23 protein-coding genes and 1 pseudogene are annotated in these 19,059 nt (G+C 46.6%); 17 read left to right on the forward strand and 7 right to left on the reverse strand.

The window, feature by feature from the left end; translation table 11 throughout:
* Positions 1–107: 107 nt before the first annotated feature.
* From MHH48_RS16785 to MHH48_RS16795, 3 genes are read left to right on the forward strand one after another with little or no spacing between them, the layout of a single operon-like run.
* A complete protein-coding gene (locus MHH48_RS16785; RefSeq protein WP_076323407.1) occupies positions 108–548 on the forward strand; it encodes a helix-turn-helix domain-containing protein in 441 nt (146 codons plus the stop codon).
* Between the two features lie 14 nt (positions 549–562).
* Positions 563–1,279: an ABC transporter A family member gene (locus MHH48_RS16790; RefSeq protein WP_218641284.1), complete on the forward strand. Its 717-nt coding sequence runs from the start codon at positions 563–565 to the stop codon at positions 1,277–1,279.
* The gene (locus tag MHH48_RS16795; protein ID WP_076323409.1) at positions 1,276–2,013 is read left to right on the forward strand and encodes an ABC transporter permease; all 738 of its coding nucleotides are present in this window, start codon (positions 1,276–1,278) and stop codon (positions 2,011–2,013) included. The genes MHH48_RS16790 and MHH48_RS16795 overlap by 4 nt, the downstream gene beginning before the upstream one ends.
* Before the next feature lie 239 nt (positions 2,014–2,252).
* Here the strand turns inward: MHH48_RS16795 and MHH48_RS16800 are convergent, their stop codons facing one another.
* Complete coding sequence (locus MHH48_RS16800; protein ID WP_076323410.1) at positions 2,253–3,374, reverse strand: DUF4261 domain-containing protein; 1,122 nt, start codon at positions 3,372–3,374, stop codon at positions 2,253–2,255.
* A gap of 507 nt (positions 3,375–3,881) precedes the next feature.
* Between MHH48_RS16800 and MHH48_RS16805 the strand changes: the two genes are divergently transcribed.
* From MHH48_RS16805 to MHH48_RS16825, 5 genes are read left to right on the forward strand one after another with little or no spacing between them, the layout of a single operon-like run.
* Complete coding sequence (locus MHH48_RS16805) at positions 3,882–4,424, forward strand: MarR family winged helix-turn-helix transcriptional regulator (protein ID WP_076323411.1); 543 nt, start codon at positions 3,882–3,884, stop codon at positions 4,422–4,424.
* 29 nt (positions 4,425–4,453) lie between these two features.
* Complete coding sequence (locus MHH48_RS16810; RefSeq protein WP_076323412.1) at positions 4,454–5,908, forward strand: aryl-sulfate sulfotransferase; 1,455 nt, start codon at positions 4,454–4,456, stop codon at positions 5,906–5,908.
* Complete coding sequence (locus MHH48_RS16815; RefSeq protein ID WP_076323413.1) at positions 5,901–6,914, forward strand: ABC transporter substrate-binding protein; 1,014 nt, start codon at positions 5,901–5,903, stop codon at positions 6,912–6,914. The genes MHH48_RS16810 and MHH48_RS16815 overlap by 8 nt, the downstream gene beginning before the upstream one ends.
* A 13-nt stretch (positions 6,915–6,927) precedes the next feature.
* Positions 6,928–7,707, forward strand: a complete 780-nt coding sequence (locus tag MHH48_RS16820) for an ABC transporter ATP-binding protein (protein WP_083659703.1) — start codon at positions 6,928–6,930, stop codon at positions 7,705–7,707.
* A gap of 16 nt (positions 7,708–7,723) precedes the next feature.
* A complete protein-coding gene (locus MHH48_RS16825; RefSeq protein ID WP_083659704.1) occupies positions 7,724–8,500 on the forward strand; it encodes an ABC transporter permease in 777 nt (258 codons plus the stop codon).
* Positions 8,501–8,569: 69 nt separating this feature from the next.
* Here the strand turns inward: MHH48_RS16825 and MHH48_RS16830 are convergent, their stop codons facing one another.
* On the reverse strand, positions 8,570–9,124 hold the full coding sequence (locus MHH48_RS16830; protein ID WP_179090655.1) for an XRE family transcriptional regulator: 555 nt from the start codon (positions 9,122–9,124) through the stop codon (positions 8,570–8,572).
* Between the two features lie 119 nt (positions 9,125–9,243).
* On the opposite strand from MHH48_RS16830, the gene MHH48_RS16835 reads away from it, so the two are divergent.
* Entirely contained in the window at positions 9,244–9,831 is a 588-nt protein-coding gene (locus tag MHH48_RS16835; RefSeq protein WP_076323416.1) for a LysE family transporter, read from the forward strand.
* Between the two features lie 86 nt (positions 9,832–9,917).
* Here MHH48_RS16835 and MHH48_RS16840 read toward each other — a convergent pair whose 3' ends face one another.
* The gene (locus tag MHH48_RS16840; protein ID WP_076323417.1) at positions 9,918–10,850 is read right to left on the reverse strand and encodes an L-lactate dehydrogenase; all 933 of its coding nucleotides are present in this window, start codon (positions 10,848–10,850) and stop codon (positions 9,918–9,920) included.
* Positions 10,851–11,117: 267 nt separating this feature from the next.
* Complete coding sequence (locus MHH48_RS16845; protein ID WP_076323620.1) at positions 11,118–11,753, reverse strand: thioredoxin family protein; 636 nt, start codon at positions 11,751–11,753, stop codon at positions 11,118–11,120.
* A gap of 641 nt (positions 11,754–12,394) precedes the next feature.
* On the opposite strand from MHH48_RS16845, the gene MHH48_RS16850 reads away from it, so the two are divergent.
* On the forward strand, positions 12,395–12,610 hold the full coding sequence (locus tag MHH48_RS16850; RefSeq protein ID WP_256720591.1) for a hypothetical protein: 216 nt from the start codon (positions 12,395–12,397) through the stop codon (positions 12,608–12,610).
* 174 nt (positions 12,611–12,784) lie between these two features.
* Positions 12,785–13,114 (forward strand): chaperone CsaA, encoded by a 330-nt coding sequence (gene csaA / locus MHH48_RS16855; RefSeq protein WP_076323418.1) that lies wholly within the window; start codon positions 12,785–12,787, stop codon positions 13,112–13,114.
* A gap of 44 nt (positions 13,115–13,158) precedes the next feature.
* On the opposite strand, the gene MHH48_RS16860 is transcribed toward csaA, so the two are convergent.
* The 3 genes from MHH48_RS16860 to MHH48_RS16870 are packed head-to-tail and all read right to left on the reverse strand — an operon-like array spanning position 13,159 to position 14,193.
* Positions 13,159–13,371, reverse strand: a complete 213-nt coding sequence (locus MHH48_RS16860; RefSeq protein ID WP_306024468.1) for a hypothetical protein — start codon at positions 13,369–13,371, stop codon at positions 13,159–13,161.
* A complete protein-coding gene (locus MHH48_RS16865; RefSeq protein WP_306024469.1) occupies positions 13,368–13,886 on the reverse strand; it encodes a PLP-dependent aminotransferase family protein in 519 nt (172 codons plus the stop codon). The genes MHH48_RS16860 and MHH48_RS16865 overlap by 4 nt, the downstream gene beginning before the upstream one ends.
* The gene (locus tag MHH48_RS16870) at positions 13,870–14,193 is read right to left on the reverse strand and encodes a winged helix-turn-helix domain-containing protein (protein WP_306024470.1); all 324 of its coding nucleotides are present in this window, start codon (positions 14,191–14,193) and stop codon (positions 13,870–13,872) included. The genes MHH48_RS16865 and MHH48_RS16870 overlap by 17 nt, the downstream gene beginning before the upstream one ends.
* Positions 14,194–14,399: 206 nt before the next feature.
* Here MHH48_RS16870 and MHH48_RS16875 point away from each other — a divergent pair, with 206 nt between their 5' ends.
* The 6 genes and pseudogenes from MHH48_RS16875 to MHH48_RS16900 all read left to right on the forward strand — a co-directional run bounded on the left by MHH48_RS16875 (position 14,400) and on the right by MHH48_RS16900 (position 18,667).
* Positions 14,400–14,696: an NTF2-like N-terminal transpeptidase domain-containing protein gene (locus tag MHH48_RS16875; RefSeq protein WP_083659705.1), complete on the forward strand. Its 297-nt coding sequence runs from the start codon at positions 14,400–14,402 to the stop codon at positions 14,694–14,696.
* A 208-nt stretch (positions 14,697–14,904) separates the two neighbouring features.
* Entirely contained in the window at positions 14,905–16,443 is a 1,539-nt protein-coding gene (locus tag MHH48_RS16880) for a penicillin-binding protein 2 (RefSeq protein ID WP_179090648.1), read from the forward strand.
* 78 nt (positions 16,444–16,521) lie between these two features.
* Entirely contained in the window at positions 16,522–16,914 is a 393-nt protein-coding gene (locus tag MHH48_RS16885; RefSeq protein WP_076323419.1) for a VOC family protein, read from the forward strand.
* Positions 16,915–16,924: 10 nt separating this feature from the next.
* Positions 16,925–17,350, forward strand: coding sequence for a GNAT family N-acetyltransferase (locus tag MHH48_RS16890; protein WP_076323621.1), 426 nt, complete (start codon positions 16,925–16,927; stop codon positions 17,348–17,350).
* 131 nt (positions 17,351–17,481) lie between these two features.
* The gene (locus tag MHH48_RS16895) at positions 17,482–18,078 is read left to right on the forward strand and encodes an AAA family ATPase (RefSeq protein WP_076323420.1); all 597 of its coding nucleotides are present in this window, start codon (positions 17,482–17,484) and stop codon (positions 18,076–18,078) included.
* 39 nt (positions 18,079–18,117) lie between these two features.
* A pseudogene (locus tag MHH48_RS16900) lies at positions 18,118–18,667 on the forward strand (GNAT family N-acetyltransferase).
* The last annotated feature ends 392 nt before the right edge of the window (positions 18,668–19,059 follow it).

Below are 19,059 nucleotides of genomic sequence, written 5' to 3' on the forward strand. Positions count from 1 at the left end.
TTTGTGTGAGCTGTTCTGCGGCAACAGAAAGCAACATGGAATGTTATCCTTGATTGGTGGTTTGCTCGGAAAATGACTTTATAATGAGAAAAAAGGATGTGATCAACATGATTAATATGAATTTGAAGAAATTGCGAAAAATGCAGCGATTCACTCAAGAAGAAGTTGCCGAAAAGATCGGGGTATCAAGACAAGCTGTTGCGAAGTGGGAAAATGGAGAGACTGTACCGGATATTCAGAATTGTACAGCTCTTGCGGATCTGTATGGCGTGGTATTGGATGATCTGGTCCATTATTCCGATAAGCATTCAGAAATCGGTCTTCGGCCGAAGGGAAAACATATTTTTGGAATGGTACGGGTTGGGGAACGTGGACAGATCGTAATTCCCAAAAAGGCCAGGGAAATATTCGATATACGCCCTGGTGATAGCCTGCTGGTTCTGGGTGATGAGGCGCAGAAGGGAATTGCCATTATGAAAAGCGAAGGCTTGCTGCAGTTTGCAGAAGATATATTAAATGCGCAGACATACGAGGAGGAAGATGAGTGATTGCCCTACAAACGATGAAATTAACAAAAAGATACAAGACCAAAACCGCCGTTGATTCTCTTAACCTTAAGATCGAGCAAGGCGAGCTGTTTGCTCTGCTTGGCGTGAATGGTGCAGGAAAAACGACAACGATCAAGATGCTAACCTGCCTCAGTAAGCCGAGCAGCGGCGACGCCGCTCTGTTAGGAGACAGTATCGTCGCCAATCCGTATGCAGTAAAAGAAAAGATTAATGTGTCACCTCAGGAAACAGCTGTTGCTCGGAATTTGTCTGTGAAAGAGAATCTTGAGTTTATTGCTAAAGTTTACGGATATGACAGTCCATCTATTGCCGTAAAGGTGGAAGAAATGTTGGATACTTTTAGTCTTCGCGAGGTGGCTCAAGATAAAGCCAAGACGCTGTCGGGAGGCATGCAAAGACGACTTAGTATTGCCATGGCCTTGATTTCGAACCCTTCGATCCTTTTCCTAGACGAACCCACACTGGGACTGGATGTCATTGCAAGACGGCAGCTTTGGGCAGCTATTAAACAACTAAAGGGAAAAATCACCATCATTCTGACAACCCACCATATGGAGGAGGCAGAAGCGCTTTCGGATCGAATCGGGATTATGGCGAAAGGGAGATTAAAGGCAGTTGGAACTGCTGCTGAATTAACAGCAAAAACAAACACCCTAACACTTGAGGATGCATTTGTATCTTTAGCTGCAGTAGAGGAGGCAACAGGATGAGATCTGTAGCATTTGCCACACGAAACCACAAAGAAATGGTTAGAGATCCGCTGAATTTGGCCTTTGGCATCGGCTTTCCATTAGTTATACTGTTGCTGCTATCTGCTCTTCAACAGAATATTGAAATTGAACTCTTTGTCATTGATCAGCTTGTTCCGGGCGTTGCCGTGTTCGGGTTCTCCTTCATTTCACTTTTCTCTGGGATGCTTATAGCCAAAGATAGGAGTTCCTCATTTTTAATGAGATTGTATACGGGTCCGCTAACTGCACCGGATTATATCGTGGGATATACGTTACCTTTAGTTCCGATGGCGATTCTCCAAGTTGCCATAACCTTTGTTGCGGCTTCCTTCTTGGGATTACAAGTAACATTGAATGTTTTGCTCTCTGTTATTGTGCTCCTTCCAACAGCTGTTCTGTTTATAGGAATCGGGTTGCTGGCAGGCAGTATATTTAATGATAAGCAGGTAGGCGGTATATGTGGAGCGTTATTGACGAATCTTAGCGCATGGCTTAGCGGCACTTGGTTTGATCTGAATCTTGTCGGCGGTTGGTTTAAAGAGATTGCGTATGTTCTCCCATTCGCCCATGCGGTTGACGCGGGAAGAGCCGCGATTTCAGGAGACTACGCTTCGATCTTACCTCACCTGTGGTGGGTGATTGGGTATACCGTGGTTATCATGGTCGTCGCCATTTTCGCGTTTAGGAAGAAAATGAGTGGGGACAACGATTAGTGAATGGACTCATGAAGAGGGGACGACCATAACATATAACGAGACACAGTACATACTTACGTAAGAAGTCGCCTAGATCGAACGGCGGCCTTTATATTAACAATAAAATTCTTGCTTTAGAGATTAGACCATTCTCATGCATTAAGTATCTCGGCAAGCTACGAGCTGTAGAGTTTGAAAAGCTCTCCAAGTGAATTGAATGACTTGGAGAGCCTTTTATTGGAGAAGATTACATTGAATCAGATCTTGATTTTAAGCGTTTCACCATCAAGATATACTCCCTCGGAACGCATAATGGGCAGCTTCTGTTCCGCCGAAAAGCCGATGGTTTCCCCGTCTCTTAGTGTGACGTTCTGTTCAACGATATATAAAGAAATATCCATCAGGAATTCACGGAGCTCGGCAGGTGTCACCTGGCTGTCCAGCACTTCGATCTCGTCTTTACCAAAGGCTCTGAGCCCATATGTATATCCATTGACTCCGGATTCCGTACGAACTAGCCCGAAGTATACCAGATTTAACAGTGGAAAAAGATCGTCGGATTTCATAGTTTCAGCCATTTCCACAAAGAGCTCAGGCTGAAATACCGTGCCGGATGAATAGAGGCCGACGGCATTAGGCAGCTTCAAACAGCTCGCCGCCAGCTTGGTGTACACCCTGCCGCTATCAAGCGGGGAGGCAGCACGCGAAAACACCGCCAGAATAAGCTGGCTGACATGGGTTTTGGTTACCTCCACAGCCTCTGGCCACAGGTAGTTGCCTTGTGCGTAATGCTCAGCCTCGCCATCCGGTACCGGAGCGTCAACGAAGCTGACCGCGATCATGCAGCCGTCTGCCTCAAAGACCAGAATTCCTTCTTTTTCCTCTACGGAGCTGCCATCCTCCGGGGAAGAGGAAATATTCCAATCGTGCAGAAGATTTGCTTTGATCTGTTCCAGGTCGCATTCCGGGGAGTTCAACAGAACGAAGCCATTAAATACCCCAGACGATTCATTGGAATCCAGCGTGTTATCCTCTGAAGTTTCCCCTGCCTCATATAGTGCCGCCTGCTTCATCCAATACTCACGAATCATGTTAACCATGGCTACAGCTTCCTGTTCCGCGGTGGAAGGATGATAGGGCTGCATCTCACTGAATACATGTCCACAATGCTCGGTGTCTGACGGACTTTCATAACCGCCGCAGACGCCGACCAGCCATTTGCCAAACAGGGTCTTCTTATATTTGAAAATATAATAATGCATGTCGTGGAGATCAAATTCTCCCGCTAATTCGATTTTGCTGGGTTTATGGCCGAGCTCTTGTTCATTTGCCAGCCATTCGATCATGGAATCCTTAGCTGCTTGTTGTTGAACTGTCATTGTGTTCCTCTCCTTATATATTTGCGATAGTATAACTGTTATATTCTACCAACCTTTATTGTGTTGGGCAATACTAGAAATACGCGAATGATTGGCCGATGTGGGAACGTTTTTTGACTGAGGTGTTCTCAAAAATAGGCAGGATTGATCCAAAACCATATTGAATATTTTCACATGCATACGGAGGAGGATTGGAGGTGGGTAGGTGGAACTTCTAAGGGTTTCATATGAGTAGAAATTAATATTAGAAGAATAATCCCTACTTGACAGGTGGTATTAATTGGTTTAATCTAGCCACAGGTATTACGCTTCAGTCATCATTAAATGATCATTCATTATCTTAGCATTGAACGATAAGGTCAGCCGATTGGTCCACCAAAGGCTCCTGTTTACTCGTTTTGTCGTTAATACGACAAAGGGTAGATGGGGGTCTTTCTGTATTTTCAAGAGTTAGCAGTGGCAGATAAGGACCGGCATACGGAGGTCATGACCCGAGAGAGGAGAGACATGGAAGAGAAGGATTGGGATTTATTGGAGGAGGCTGATTGGCATTTTCGCAAAGTGGTTCGCAGGTTTGTCAAAGAGCGTGACAAAATTTCGGTAGAAGGCATCTCACTGCCAGGTTTGTTGATACTCAACACGATATTCCGGGATGGTGAACAGAGGCTTGGTGAACTGGCGGAACAGCTCGATTTCACGTCCGGAGCCGTAACGGCGATATGCGACAAGCTGGAGACTTCCGGGTTCGCGATCAGAAGGCGAAGCAAAACAGACCGGAGAGCGATTGCCTTAGACATTACGGAAGCAGGAAGAGAGATGCTGCGGCGTAACGAAAATGTTGGCGGGTACATGATTGAGCTTATCTTCGGCGCATTCTTGCATGATGAACTCAGAGAACAGATTCATTATTTTAAACGGCTGAATGAACATCTTGAAGGTTTCTCGGATTCCGTGCTTCGACAGTCTGCATTATCCGCCGAACCCAATGAAGAAAATGTTCAAGATAATCGCGGTTCCATGAAACGTTCAAGCTCATTTATTTCTTACTAAAATTCAAATGTGAAAGGAAGTTGTGTACGATGGGACATCCGACGATTTATCCAACAGGTACAACGGTATATAACCCTGAGAAGACTTGGAGCGGTTACACGATATATCAAGCAGCGGATACAGGAGCTCTCCTCATAGACATGAATGGAAGAGAGGTTCACTTGTGGAAAAGGCTTCGAGGATTTCCCAACAAGCTGTTTCCGGGTGGTTACTTGCTTGGCAGCACATCAGAGCGCGATCCGAAATACGGGTTTCAGGATGAGACCAATCTGGTGCAAGTTGACTGGGACGGCAATATCGTCTGGAAATTTGACCGTTATGAATACATAGAGGATCCGGGGCATCCGCCGCAGTGGATGGCACGCCAGCATCATGACTATCAGCGTGAGGGCAATCCCGTCGGTTATTATGTTCCGGGACAAGATCCGAAGGTGGATTCGGGCAATACGCTCATTCTGGCCCACAAGAATGTGAAGCGTCCCGAGATATCCGACATCGAGCTGTTGGATGACACGATTATCGAAGTGGATTGGGAAGGAAATGTGGTGTGGGAATGGGCTGTTAGCGATCACTTTGATGAACTCGGATTTGATGAGGATGCGAAGCTCGCATTATCCCGTGATCCGAATACTCGCGGTTTTGGAGCTCATGCTGGGGATTGGATGCACATTAATTCGGCATCGGTGCTCGGGCCCAACAGATTTTATGATGCAGGGGACGAGCGCTTCCACCCCGATAATATTATCTGGGATGCTAGGGAAACGAATATTATTGCCATCATTGATAAAAAAACCGGGGACATCGTCTGGAAGCTTGGGCCCGATTATTCCACGGAGGAAACGAAGCATATCGGCTGGATTATCGGCCAGCATCATGCTCATCTAATTCCGAAGGGCCTGCCGGGCGAAGGCAACATTCTGATCTTTGATAACGGTGGCTGGGGCGGTTACGGAAAACCGAATCCGGAAGCGGGGGATGGTTTGAAAATAGCTCGGCGTGACCATTCCCGCATTTTGGAGATCAACCCCGTTACTTTAGAGATTGAATGGCAATATACGCCGACGGAAGCCGGATTCCAGGCGCCGCTTGACTCTTACCGTTTTTACAGCCCATATATCAGTTCGGCTCAGCGGCTTCCCAATGGCAACACCTTGATCACCGAAGGGGCAGATGGGCGAATATTCGAAGTGACACGAGAATTCGAGCTGGTGTGGGAATATATCTCACCTTATAAAAACAGCCGCAACTCCAACATGGTCTATCGCGCATACCGGGTTCCTTATGAATGGGTACCCCAGCTTGAATTGCCCATTGAGACAGAGATTGCACCGCTGGATGTTGCTGATTACCGTCTGCCGGAGGCTGCGCCGAGAGGTGCCGTTACGAGCGTGGAAGTTGAAGGTACAATCTCATATGGTGAGGGTGCGCTTTGCGTAGCTAGAACGGATGAAGTTGTGCACAAAGAGAGGGATCACGATGAGTAGAAACCCATCTGTGAAGCTATGGAGTTTTCGGTTTCTGTCGGTGATTCTTATCATGAGTATGCTAAGCGGGTGTGGCAATGGTTCGGGCGAGCAGCAGGGGAGTCAGCTCAAGCTGAAAATCGCGGACATATCTACCAATACCGTGTTTCGCGTGGCGAAAGACAAGGGTTTCTTCGACAAACACGGAATTGATGCCCAATTGGTAAACTTCGCTACGCCAGCTGAAGGCGTGAACTCCTTATTCATTAAACAGGCAGACGTTGCATTCGGAGCGGACTTTCCGCTCCTGAACGCTGTCAGCAAAGGCGATTACTCTATCTTCGCTTCATCTGGAACGGCAACGGATTTAAGCGCGAGCGAATGGAAGCTGTTCGTTCGTAAAGAGATCGGGGGTGCTGCCGATCTCAAGGGTAAAAAGTTAAGTTTCTCAAGAGGCACGTTCATCCCCTATCTATGGGATGTTTATTTGGCTGATAACGGAGTTGCGTTGTCGGATGTGGAGCTGATCGGACAGGGAGGTTTCGACGAGGCATATGTGGCGCTCAAAAAAGGCGACATCGACGCCGCCTGGGTATATGGGGCAGTGCTGAACGAGAAATTCGGCGCCCTTACCGAAGCTAAAGAATTGTCGGATATGTCTAAGACACCGGTAAGGCTTGGAACGGGATTAATCGCTTCGAATGAATTGATCAACAGCAACAAGAAAGGTTTCGTAGCGCTTCTGAAAGCGCTGGATGAAGCATCAGTTTATGCCCAGTCGCATCCGGAAGAAACCGCGGACCTGATGTATGAAGAAGTCAAGCAGCCGAGAGAAGCGACCCTAAAGGATATGCCGAAGAATCCATGGAATATTGGTTTTACGGAGAAAGCCTATGAAGGACTGCAGGGACAGAAGGAATATATGGTGGATAACGGCATCATCGAGAAGGATTTCGAACTGAACGAGAAATTGAATCTGGAATTGGTAAGAGAAGCATTCCCGGATCGAGTCATTGAATTAAAGTGAGGAGATGAAGACGATGAGTGCAGCGTCAAGGCAGAATGAAATCCATATTGAACAGTTGAACAAAAGCTACATACAGCAACCCTCGGCAGGTGACTTGCACTATATTATCCAGGACGTCAATCTGGTGGTAAAAGGCGGCGAGTTCTTTGTTCTTCTGGGTCCGAGCGGTTGCGGTAAGTCGACGCTGCTTAGTCTGATTGCCGGTTTTGTATCCAAGACATCGGGCCAGGTGAGAGTGGGCGAGAAGGAGGTAGAGCGCCCGGGCCAGGATCGCGCCGTGGTATTCCAGCAAGCGGATTCCTCCTTGTTCCCATGGCTGACCGTAAGAGAAAATGTGGAATTTGGACTTCGCATGAAACGTATACCTGCCGCGAAGCGAAAGGACATATCTAACCAGTTTATTTCGCTAGTAGGTCTTGCGGGGCATGAGAGCAAATATCCACGCGAGCTGTCAGGCGGTATGAAACAGCGGGTACAGCTGGCAAGGGTATTGTCCAATGATCCGGCGATTCTGCTCATGGATGAACCGTTCGGCGCATTGGATGCGATGACAAGGCGGACCATGCAGAGGGAGCTGGTAAGCATATGGCAGGACACCGACAAAACCGTCATCTTCGTGACGCACGATATTCAGGAAGCCCTCCTATTGGGAGGACGTATCGGCATCATGTCAGCGGGACCCTCCTCGAAAATAACGGATATCTACGAGGTGCCCCTGGCTTACCCGAGAGATTTATTAGATCCAGCTTTCCATGCGCTGTATAACCAAATTCAATCGCACTTTGACGAGTAGAGAGGAAGGAAGACCCATGAGCAAAAAACTTAACAAATGGTCGCTTCATATCCTGCTTTGGATCGCTGCCCTTGGCGTCTGGCAGTTACTTTCCCTTGCGTATGGGCCTGAAATTCTACCGGGCCCTATCTATACCGCCAAGGGCGGATACGAATTGTTGACGGACGGCACCCTGATTCAGTATATCGGGATCAGTTCGTACAGGGTGCTTCTCGGCTGGTCCCTCGGTAGTCTGATTGCGATTCCCATCGGACTCATCATCGGAAAGGTCGGGCCGATCCGTGCTTTCGCCGAGCCTTTCCTTAATTTCATCCGGTTCATCCCGCCGATTGCCTTCATCACCTTGTTTCTGGTCTGGTTTGGCATCGGGGAAACATCGAAAGTTATGCTTATTCTGTATGCCACCTTCTTCATTGTAGTATTAAATACGTTGACGGGCGTCTTAGCCGTGGAAGAGGATAAGATTCGCTCCGCCCGCAGCATGGGAGCATCCGAATGGCAGATTGTGCAACATGTCATCATTCCTGCGACGGTCCCTTATATGTTCACCGGCATCCGGCTTGCCATGGGTACCTCGTTCATGGCGATTATCGGGGCAGAGATGATCGCGTCCAATGAAGGCGTGGGGTATCTGATCTGGAATTCACGTTTGTTCTTCCGTACGGATTGGATTTTTGTCGGATTGATTTGTCTGGGTTTGATGGGTTTTATAACGGACCGTGCCGTGGGTCTGCTCGGGCGTAAGTTGTTGTCTCGTTACGGGGTAGTCAGTACAAATTCACTGCGTCGTTGAACGTGGTGCAATATATGAAGCAGCAGTTCCCTCTTATGGAGGGGGCTGCTGCTTTTTCAAATCTCCTGGTTATTTGGAATAATGGATCACCATGCTTAACCGGTTCATGGAGGTGCCGGAATTATGGTAAACATGAGGTTTATCGGCCTTAAACCGAATGGATTTACCTGGAGTCACCGTATATTCCTCGTTATCGACACGAATGGTAAGCTCTCCTTCGAAAACAGTAATAAACTCTTCCGTCCCCTCAATGTGAGCCTCTGCACTTAAATAACCGCCATGCTCCATTTCTAATGAATACATCTCGAAGCGTCGTCCGTCTTCATATGGAAAATATGGATAAATCCGAACTTTTCCGTTATCCTCTACCAGCGCTTGTACCTCTTCTTGAGATACCACGACCGTTTCGGAATGAGGCTCATTGATCAATGATGTAAAAGAAAGCTTTAATCCGTTCGCGATTTTCCATACGGTTGTTATGGAGGGGCTCGATTCACCGCGTTCGATCTGACCCAGCATCGTCTTGCTGATTCCGGTCATCTCCGCGACTTTATCCAGGCTTAGCTTCCTTTGCTCCCTTAGCAGCTTCAAGTTATTCGCCAATATTAAATGAATGGGCTTCAACATCATACACCGCCTTTTTTATAGATTGTGCGTTATAGCACACATAATGTATAATCATAACGTACGGACTCTATAACGCACAATTATACAACTATAACATATGTGAAAGGAGGGAGCGCGTGTTCATCGTTCCGCTGTTGACTTATGCCATTGTCGCGTCATTTACGCCCGGCCCCAACAATATCATTTCGATGACGAATGCACGGAGCCACGGATTTAAAAGAACAATGCGCTTTATCGGAGGGGTAGCGGCTGGATGCTTGGTCATTATGCTGTTGTCCAGCTATTTCAATCTGGTATTATATCCATTCATCCCGCAGATTAGGTTTGTTATGAATATCATCGGATGCCTGTACCTGATCTATCTTGCTATTAAAATCATGCAGAGCAAGCCGCAAGATGCAGATGATAAGGCGCGTGGATTCAATACCTTTTACTTCGGATTCATCTTTCAGTTCATGAATCCGAAGGTTATTTTATACGGGATTACGGCCATATCGACTTTCGTCATGCCCATCTCCACATCCCATGCGCAGTTGTTATCATACTCGTTCTTGCTCACGATCGTCGGCATTTGTGCCAACATGACCTGGGCGTTGTTCGGTTCGCTGTTCCAGCATCTGTTAACCCGATATGAGCGCCCGTTTAATATATCGATGGGATTGCTTCTGCTTTACAGCGCATTTTCTATTTATGCCGCCAACTGATACGCTCGCTTCATCGTGTGTTATCGACGCTTTAACTAAAAGAACAAGGCTTCCCGGATTACTCATTCGGAAAGCCTTGCCTTGTTTTATTCGAAAATGTTGGAGATTTGCTCTTTCAGTTTGTTAGCGGATGCATGGAACTGGTTTAGTTCCTCGTCATTTAACTCAAGATTCAGAATTTCCCGAACCCCTGTCCGATCAACCACACATGGTACACCTAAGTATACATCGGATACACCGTGGTAGTCCGTGAGCAGCGTGGATACATTGAGAACGGAACCTTCGTTTTGCAAAATGGAGACGATGATCCGATCGAGCGCCAAGGCGATCGCATAGGAAGTGGAGCCCTTGGCGTTAATGATTTCATAAGCCGCATTCTTGGTGCGGTCGAAAATATCCTCTTTTTCGCCGTCTGTCAGATCGATCCCGATCCCCGCGATGTTGGCAATGCTCCAGAGCGGCAGCTCGGAATCGCCGTGTTCCCCGACGATATGGGCGTGTATGCTGCGCGGATTAATGCCTTTGTTTTGTCCGATCAAATACCGGAAGCGGGCGCTATCCAGCAAGGTACCGGAACCGATTACGCGATTGACCGGGAAGCCGCTCTTCTTCAACGTGACGTAAGACAGAATGTCAACCGGATTTGTAGCCACAAGAATGATGCCATGATCATTGTATTTCACGATATTTTGGATAATGTCGTCAAATATCGCCGTATTGCGTTTCAATAAATCAATTCGGGTCTCGCCAGGTCTTTGGTTGGAACCTGCGGCAATGACAATGATGTCTGCATCCTTGCAATCGCTGTAATCTCCAGCCCAAAGCTTCACGCCTCCGGCAAAGGGGAGGCCGTGATTCATATCCAAGGCTTCGCCAAGAGCTTTGTCATGGTTCGCATCGATTAATACCAGTTCAGATACTCTCTCACGCAAGAATAAGGTGTACGCAGTCGTTGCTCCTACAGCTCCTGTACCGATGATCACCACGCGGGACGGGCGCTGAGCTTCATTTTTTGTCATAAGTGTTTCTCTCCCTTGTACTGAGTTAATGAAATTTGGTGAATGGTTGTACTTCTAATGACTTACCCTATTTGGCTTCGCAAACTGTGACTGCCTAAGGCATCGTCGATAGTAATGATAACATATTCAGGAAGATTTAAGCAGCGGGAATGTGATTTATTTCATCCTGCATGTTCATTATGTAACTTTGAACAATGTCAGAAACCACACTCTTTCATCACTCAGTGAATCAAGGGGAGGGGATCACGCTTTCGCCAAAGGTGGTCATCAGTGCTTATCGGCAATTCTCTCACGTATAAACGAAGTGAATCGTTGCTTTAATTCCTGAATCATGACCTTCTGATATTCATTACCGTCATGGTAGAGCTCGCCGATCTTCTTGTACGTTTGGTCCAGTTGTTCCTGATAGGCTGAGGCTTGTTTATCGGGATAGTTCCTTTTAAACTCGTCCATGACGTTCTGGATGTATGCCGGTCGAGCGCCCCAAGTTCCGAATACCTCTCCGGTGCTTGCATGGAGAAAAACTGCAATCGGCTGGGCGCGTCCGCCATCCGTGAGAAACAGATCCATAGTCTCCATATGATCTTCCATGATGAGCACTTCAGACGGGATACGGCTATATTCCAATATTCTAAACAGTACAGGAACATTCCATATGACATCCGGACACCAATCCGTACAGAGAATCAGGCAGTGCAGTTGGTTGAATGGGTTTCGCTCAGAAGTGAAGAATTGTTCAGCCTCTTCGTTCTCCCACTGGAAGCGATCATATACCTGTCTAAATAATTCCTTCGTATTAGGGATGCTGCTCAATTTCATTTCCCGAATCTTCATATTCTCCATAAATTGTAGAGGCGTTAAACCCTGGCCGATTTTGTGTTGGAGATGGATGGGATGAGTCATAGGATCATACGTCCTTTCATAACGTAATAGATTCATATTGATATACATCCAAGCTAGCATTAACTTAAAACAAAACTGACCACATAAAAATGGTCAGTTTTTATCTGTTTAAGAAAGTCAGATGTTAATGAATGTTGTATGATCGATTGAAGAGCTTCGTGACGGGGGACGAGCAACTTGGACTGGATTTAATGTATAATTCAGTAAACCTATCTATCATTGCCAGTGAATTTTATTAAGAATGCCTGAGGTGGTCCAACTTGTTTGATATTCTTCTACCTGAGCAAAGCGAATTCCCGTTATACAGCAGCCTCCTTCTATAACAACGTTGTCTGTCATGCATTCTTATGCCCATTCGAATCATGGGTTTATTGACTTTAATCCCACTCGATTAGATCAAGCGTCTTTTCCGGTAAGAACCTGGAATAAAATACTGAAGGAAGCGCTGGAACAACATGTGAGTGAAATTGGAATATATGGAGATCCGCAGGGTGAACACGGGCTTCGCACGGTGATTTCCGAATATTTACGGAATTCCAGAGGGGTTCATTCAACACCTGATCAAATTGTGATAGGCGCGCCAATCACCGGAATCTCCATGGATGGATCTGTTCATTGTCAGGCAACGGCACGAGTTGGGCATGAATGAACTCAAAGGCTGCATATGGAGAAAGTGGAGCGGCAACGCCCTGGATATGGTAGAGATTTCATCGAAGTCGGAATGGTTCGAGATCCTGGCGGACATATTTAATGAGCTGCTCGTCAACTATTCCATAATCGAACGGGACCTGATATGGGCTAAGGTATGCAAGCAGCATCAGAATTGGATGAAGCTTATGGAGAATGAGCGAGTATAGAAGACGTCGAATGCTACTCCTTAATTCGGTTCTTGAGGTGTCTCTTGCGGCATAGAACACGCTAAACCAATCTGTCACTTGAATACCCAGAAACACAGGTGGTAAGATGGTACATAAAATTCGGGTTGTGAAGCCTCATTCGCCTCATAATCCTAGCTGTAAGGAGATTTAATCATGGCAACCATCGATGATTTCACCAAACTGGATATTCGGATCGGGACGATCGTGGAAGCAGAGCCTTTCCCGGAAGCACGCGTTCCGGCCATCAAAATGAAGATTGATTTCGGCCCGCTCGGGATCAAACGCACAAGTGCCCAGATTACGAATCGATATGATGCGGACACCATCATAGGTAATCAAGTGGTAGCTATCGTCAATTTTCCGCCTAGACGCATAGCGGGCTATCAATCCGAAGTGCTCGTCCTCGGCGGGGTACCGGAACAGGGAGACGTCGTGCTTCTGAAGCCGGATGTCGATCTGCCGAATGGAACTCCCATCGCTTAAACCTGTTTCATCTGTCGGTCCGATCGCCACACGAGTCGGTCCGACTAGATGAACCTCACCTCGCTACGCCTTTTCAACAATTCTGCGGCTCCTTCCGCAATTTTCTGAACGCCGATTTCGATCAGTTCCTCCTTCACCTGAGATACGCTAAGCCGTATCATGGATTCGTTCTTAAACTCAGGCAAGAACATATTGCTGGCATCCTGAACATATACGTTCTCATTCTCCAGATGGTTAACCAACTGATATGCTTTCAATGGCTCCGGCAGCTGGATCGTGGAATAGAATCCGGATCCATATCTCCCATATAGTCATCCTCAATGATATAGACATCATACTTCTGCGCCAGCTCAACAATCCGCTTCTTCTCCTCATTGGAATAGCGATAGCCTGTAGGGTTATGGAACCTGGAGACCGTATAGAAAAACTTGATATCCCGAGTTTTAAAAATGTCCTCCAGCCGCCCAAGGTCAATTCCGTCCTTCGTAACCTCAATCCCGTATGTCACGGCTTGATGAATCTTGAGGGAGTCCATCATGCTAAAATGTGTGGGCTGCTCCACACAAATATGGTTCTTTCCGTTAGGAAAAGGGAGGGAGACGAGCAGATGGAGCGCTTGCTGCGAACCAGACACCACATAGATCCGCTCAGGAACCGTGAAGACCTGTAAGTCGAGTAAATGCTGGGCTAACTCAACACGAAGTGATTGCAAACCCGCAATCTGGGAATAGGTGAACAGCTCTTCTTTATATAGTTCAATCGCTTGGTTCATGCAATGCTGAAAGTCTCGGTAGGGCATGATCGCTTTTGTCAGGTCCCGCAGATCGGAAATCGATCACTTGATCCGTGGAATTCGAGCGGTTTATGTTTACTCTGCCCTCAACGATATAGTAACCACTCTTGGGAACAGCATAAATGATATGTCTCTTTTCCAATTCAGCATAGGCCCGTATGGCTGTGTTTTTGCTGCATGAATAAGATTTTGTCAAAGCACGGATGGATGGCAGTTTGCCGCCGGGTTTCAGCAGTCCGTCCAGTATTTGGCGTTCAATTGACTTTATAATGTCGGTGTATTTCATATCTCGTTATACCTCCAATCGATCTGTACGGGTACAGAGCCGGAAAACATGCATTCTCACAACAATATGCAATAAGTATACTCTACAATACAGCATGCTTTGGTTAGATATTGTTGTTAATTGAGAAGGCAGGGATCAGGATGGACTCTTTTTTACGTAATGAATATGTATTGACAATTAATTATGGGATCTGAGGAGTGGAAGCGATGTATTTTAAATGGATAGGGGTCTTCTTGTGCCTGAGTTTAGTGCTAATACATACGGGTTGTGATCGCAACAAGGAATCGGATCCGACAGAGATTGCGAAACAGTATGTGGAATGGTGGGAAGAAGGCAGCTATGAATCGATGTATGATCTGCTGTCACAGGAGTCCAGACAGGAGATGACAAAGGAAGAATTTGCAACGCGATTACAGACCATCTATGAAGGGATTGGAGCAGAAGACCTCACCATAAAGCCTGACTTTACGCCTAAGGAAGCAAGCGAAACAACGGATGAGTGAGTGTTCTATCCCTACCAAATCCAATTGGAAACATCGGCTGGTCGGGTGCAGGCAAAAGGTTCGTTTGAGCTTTTAAAAGAGGACAATCAAACCAAGGCTAAGAACCTGTCTTGGCGAATGGGTATGGCATCCTTCCTTGATTTTGCCGGCCATGGATGCCTTGGATAAAGTGAATGTGCAGACGTTACCATCCAGCAGGGGCGAGATCTTGGATCGTAATGGTCACGGTTTGGCCATTAATGGCACGATTGAGGTCATCGGTATTATTCCGGGGAAGCTGGGTGACGATGGAGAACAGACCTTGGTTGAGTTGGCTGAACGGTTGGGAATATCGACCGAGATTATGAAGGGAAAGCTTGATGCGGCGTGGGTGAAAGACGATCTGTTCGTACCCATCTTGAACCTGAATGCGCAGCAGGGCAGAATGGATTATAGTGATTTGGCAGGCGTTGAAAAGAAGAATGAACGTGCTCGAGTCTACCCTTACGGTGCGGCGGCAGCTCATCTAACAGGCTACATCCGACAAGTGACGAAGGAGGATATGACCAAAGCACCCGAGGCGCAGTATGGAACGAATGAACTTATCGGTAAATCAGGGTCCGAGCAGGTATATAATGAGGTGTTGCGCGGCCGGGACGGTAAGCGGATATCGATCGTGGATTCCTCGGGTCAGGTCAAAGAAATCTTAGCCGAGAAGAAAGCGGTAAATGGTCAGGATATCCGTTTAACCATTGATGCTGAACTTCAACAATCCATATATGCTTCATTTCGTGAGGATGCAGGTACCGCAGCGGCCATTAACCCCAAGACCGGAGAAATTTTGGCGTTGGTCAACAGCCCGTCCTATGATCCCAATGCTTTCATCGTTGGATTATCGACAGAGCAGTGGGATGAATGGAATCACAATCCGGATAAGCCGCTATTGAATCGTTTTACTAAGCTGTATGCTCCGGGCTCGGTGTTTAAACCGATCACGGCTGCGGTTGGTCTGAAGCTTGGGGTCACTACCCCTGGAAAGGACAGGGAGATCCACGGCTTGCATTGGTCCAAAGACCCGAGCTGGGGGAATTATTACGTGACTCGCGTGAAGGAAATTCCTGTCCTGAATCTGAGAGATGCTCTTGTGTATTCAGATAACATCTATCTGGCGCAGGAAGCATTGGAGATCGGTGCGGATGCTTTTTTGAAGGAAGCTGTAAAGTTCGGCTTCGAAGAGGGACTGCCACTTCAATTCCCATTCCCGGAAGCAAGTTTGGCTAATGAGGGGATAAAAAACGAAATTCAACTCGCGGATTCCGGATATGGTCAAGGGGAAGTGCTCATGAGTCCTTTGCATTTGGCATTGGCCTATACCCCCTTTATTAATGGCGGGAAGCTGATTCAGCCTGTGCTGGATTCATCAGAGCAAGAGAAAGGGCCTAAGGAAACAAGAGAGGTGTTGGATTCGCACACTTCCCAGATCATAAAGAGTATGCTCGTCGATGTGGTTCAGGATCCAAAAGGTAGTGGACATAGTGCTGATATTTCGGGTATTGAAATTGCAGGCAAGACGGGAACCGCCGAACTCAAAATCAATAAAGCCGAAAAAGGACAGGAGAATGGATGGTTCGTTGCGTTTGACACGATGGAGTCCAAGCTCCTGCTCGCGATGATGATAGAGCATGTTGAAGGCCGGGGCGGCAGCGGGTATGTCGTGAACAAAGCCACGCCTATTTTGCGAAAATATTACGGAAAAGAACAGTTTTAAAAATAAGCTTACGAAAAGTTCTTGTTATGCGAACTGGACGGTTGTAATATGGAATAAAAAATAACCGGAGATGATCTTATGAGCAAGATTCAATTCGCAGTCCAAGTTCGATTGGTATCCGATCTTACCCGTTCCAAACAGTTCTATGAAAAAGTGCTGGGTTGTGAAGTGAATGACGTTTGGGCGGTCAGGGATGATTTTGCGCTCGGATTCAAGCTGATTCAGGCAAAATCGAGTACAGATGTCACACCGAATCCAGCAGGCAAGGACCAAGAGACACCATGGGATACATACGCATACGTGGATACTCACCACGAATTGGATGAATTGTATGAGGAACTGACCTCCAGAGGTGCCGAAGTGGTACAGGAGCCTGTATTAATGGAAGCAGCCTGGGGTGTGTGGAAGGATTTTGCAATTAAAGATCCGGACAACTATGTGATTGCATTTGGCTCCGGGAAAAGGGACTAGCGGTGTGATGATGGACTTCGACATTAAGCAGGTCCTCATTAGCAGCGACGCTTCCCTGTTGGATTTGGATGCCATTGTACATTTTTTGCGGCAAAGCTACTGGGCTAACGAGCGCTCCGATGAGAAAATCAAGAAATCGCTAGAAGGTTCTACTTGCTTCGGGGCATATTACGACAACCGACAGATCGGCTTTGCTCGCGTGGTGACGGATGGCGCAACCGTCTATTGGTTGTGTGATGTGTTTGTGGATGAGGCTTATCGGGGGCAGGGTGTGGGGAAGAAATTAATCGAAACGATTACCACCCACGAAGATTACCGAAATTTATTCGGTATATTGTCTACGCGGGATGCCCATGGTCTGTACGAACAATATGGTTTTGTACGCGATCATGGCAAAACGTTGACTCGAATGCCGGACTTTCGTAGGAAAGACTAGTTTAATTTATTCGTATTCAGTGTTTACCGAGGCAAAGGGATCGGTAAAATTCTATCAATCCTTCGGATATGAGGACGGTATCATAAAAGGATTTTATAAAAGTTTGCCCTGTTAAGAAGGGGGATTCATCTTTGATTATATGGGTTAACGGCGCATTCGGTTCGGGTAAGACCCAGGCTGCGCATGAGCTTCAGCGAAGAATCCCGAACTCGTACGTGTACGATCCGGAGAATGCAGGTTACTTCATTCGCGATAATGTGCCGACGGATGCCAAACGCGATGACTTTCAGCATTATCCGATGTGGAGGGAGTTTAATTACTCCATGTTTAAGTATTTGGACCAGGAATCCGATCAATTGATCATTGCTCCGATGACCATTACGAACGCGGAATATTTCGATGAAATCGTTGGTAATTTGAGACGTGATGGCGTGGTCGTACAGCATTTTACATTGTGCGCTTCCAAGGAAGTACTCCTTAGACGACTGCGCAGCAGAGGGGAAGGTTCGAATTCATGGGCCGCACAACAAATTGACCGGTGTGTCAGCAGATTCTCGAATGATGTGTTCCAGCAACATATCGACACAGATCATTTATCGATCGACCAGGTTGTAGAGACGATTGGCGCTTTGGCAAATGTGAAGTTATTGCCCGATCATCGCAGCTCAGCTAAGAAGAAACTCGATCGAATTAAAACCAAATTTGCGCATATCCGATTTTTTGGATAACGAGTGGATGGACAGGAGATAGACGACATGAACACACCTATGGAGACAAATCCGATCTTATTGTCCTTTCCAGACAGATTTGAGACGGAACGGCTTATTATCCGTGCACCGGAGTGGGGTGACGGAGAGCGTATCAATGAAGCCATACTTGAAAGTGTAGAGGAGCTTAAACCCTGGCTCCCGTTTGCAAGAAACATTCCCGCTGAAGGCTCGTCTGCAGTTTATGGAGCGCAGCGATCTAGTCATGCATCTTCTGGACAAAGACTCGTTACAATTGGTTGGCAGCAGCGGATTGCATCGAATGAATTGGGAAGCCAGAACCTTCGAAATCGGTTATTGGCTCAGAAGCTCCCGAACCGGGCAAGGTCTCATGAAGGAAGCAGTTGATGGCATCACGGACTTTGCTATTCAGCATCTTGGCGCTAATCGAATCGAGATACGCTGCGATTCTTTGAATGAACGAAGCATTAAGGTTGCGGAACGCTGTGGGTTTACATTAGAAGGTACGCTGAGAAATGTGATGCCGAGGGATCGTGGCGGATTTTCACATTTGAAGGTTTATTCAAAAGTGCGTGGTGTAGAGTATTAGCGAGAGCTGGAATATAACGATACCCGGAATATAGAAAAAAGAAGACGATTTCTCTAATGGAGAAGTCGTCTTTTTGTGTTTTTAAGATCACTCATAATCAAATAAAAAAATATTTTACATACAACTAAATATGTTGCCTTAACGAAAAATAAGCTCTGTATGTACGGAAAATTCAATAAAATCAAGAGGGAATGGACTGATCCAAACAGAATGAGATGTACGAATTTGTAAAATTGCATTGACAAAAACCTAAAGATGGATTATTTTTTGTACATAGGAATTAAAGTTGCATTAGGGAAAAATAATTGTATCGTTGCAGGACTAGGCTTGAGATGTCCAAGATCGTCTAAGGATTAAGCAAACTCATTATTGATGTGGAGTGGAGGAGAAGA

The sequence above is a fragment of the Paenibacillus sp. FSL F4-0100 genome (assembly GCF_037993005.1).
GTDB lineage: Bacteria > Bacillota > Bacilli > Paenibacillales > Paenibacillaceae > Paenibacillus_AQ.